This is a genomic window from Odoribacter sp. AF15-53, from assembly GCF_003479425.1.
GTDB lineage: Bacteria > Bacteroidota > Bacteroidia > Bacteroidales > Marinifilaceae > Butyricimonas.
Genome location: NZ_QUHC01000039.1, coordinates 1 through 1370, shown reverse-complemented (window position 1 = coordinate 1370; position 1370 = coordinate 1). Strand labels below are relative to the sequence as shown.

The 1370-nt window shown below is 32.8% G+C and carries 2 protein-coding genes; both read left to right on the top strand.

Translation table 11 applies throughout. The features are described from left to right. Positions 1-56 precede the first annotated feature (56 nt). Entirely contained in the window at positions 57-638 is a 582-nt protein-coding gene (locus DWW52_RS20870; protein WP_004327348.1) for an SMI1/KNR4 family protein, read from the top strand. A gap of 70 nt (positions 639-708) precedes the next feature. Next, positions 709-1296, top strand: coding sequence for a hypothetical protein (locus DWW52_RS20865; RefSeq protein ID WP_009132151.1), 588 nt, complete (start codon positions 709-711; stop codon positions 1294-1296). Positions 1297-1370: the final 74 nt, after the last annotated feature.

Genomic DNA, 1370 nt, shown 5'->3' with positions numbered 1-1370 from the left:
CTTTAATGATGATTATCCACCGAACATTAGTCGCTTGAAAAATAAAAAGAAAAAATATGAGTGCATTTACAGAAATAATGGAATACATTCAGACTTTTGAAAAGTATGGATGTAAAGAATATGAAAACGGGACAAAAGAATACGGTCATGCACCTTTCATTGCTCCTGAAGCATATAATTTTTGCGTCTTTGCTACGCTAAATGAAGATGATATTGTTGAGTTAGAACGAGATTTGAAAAGAGAAATTCCGTCTCAATTCCGCTCGTTTCTAATGACAGATACAAATGGATTACATCTTTTCCACCATTTCAGTTTATATGGAATGAGAAAATCTTACAACCGAGATTTAAATGCAACTCCGGCGCCTTTTGGCTTACTTGAGCCGAACATTTACGAAAAACCTAAAAATGCAAAAGACACTTATTTTTTCATAGGCGGATATAGATATGATGGTTCGAAGCTCTATATAGACTCTGAAGATGGAAAAGTTCATTTCTGTAAACGTAGAGATGCTTCATCTCTTTTAGCTTGGGATTCATTTGAGGATATGCTTTTATCTGAATCCAAAAGAATATTTACTCTTTATGATGATAGAGGTAGAATGCTTGTGCCAAGCGAAAAAACACTACCGATATAGAATTAAGCGACTAACAAACAGCACTACCACTTAAAGCGGAACGCTGTCAAACCATTATCGTCAAAAGAATATGGAGAAAGGCATTAGAAAAATTGAGCAGAATGGTGTTCACGTTGCATATCTTACTTGTCCTCAAATCAAATTGAATAAGTATAAAGATGCAACTATGTTATCGTTGTGGCATATCAAAGGCGACTCAATGGATTTTATTTTGGATATGCCCGAATTGCAAGATATTAGGATGTATGCGTGTAAATTCAATGACTATACAGCATTAAGCAAATTGACACATCTAAGGAAATTATGTATTAATGGTATTGCCACAAAGGAAGAGCAAACTTTTGATTATATAGCCAATCTTTCTTCTTTAGAAGAACTAATCATTGGTTACATACAACCGTTTATCAAATTCCCCAATTTATCGAACTTACATAGTTTATATAAATTATTTATTTTTGAATGTAAAAATTTAGTTGATATAAAAAGCATAGCCAATATTCCCAATTTGCGTGTATTTGATTGGTGTTGTTCTCAATTAAAGCCTACTGAATTGGAATTTGTAATGCAAAAAGACAGTATTCAAAAAGTTGCTGCTCAATTTGGAGGAAAGAGGTTAAATGAAGAATTTAAATCATTATTAATGAAGTACAATTTATGACGATAACAAGCGGATGAATCTCCCTAACGGTCGATTATCTGCCGGACATTATCAAATTCTAAAATAAAGTAGTT

What these genes read in the sequence shown, in the direction of transcription:
- DWW52_RS20870 (WP_004327348.1), top strand. Translation starts at nt 57, where the DNA reads ATGAGTGCATTTACAGAAATAATGGAATACATTCAGACTTTTGAAAAG.
- DWW52_RS20865 (WP_009132151.1), top strand. Translation starts at nt 709, where the DNA reads ATGGAGAAAGGCATTAGAAAAATTGAGCAGAATGGTGTTCACGTTGCA.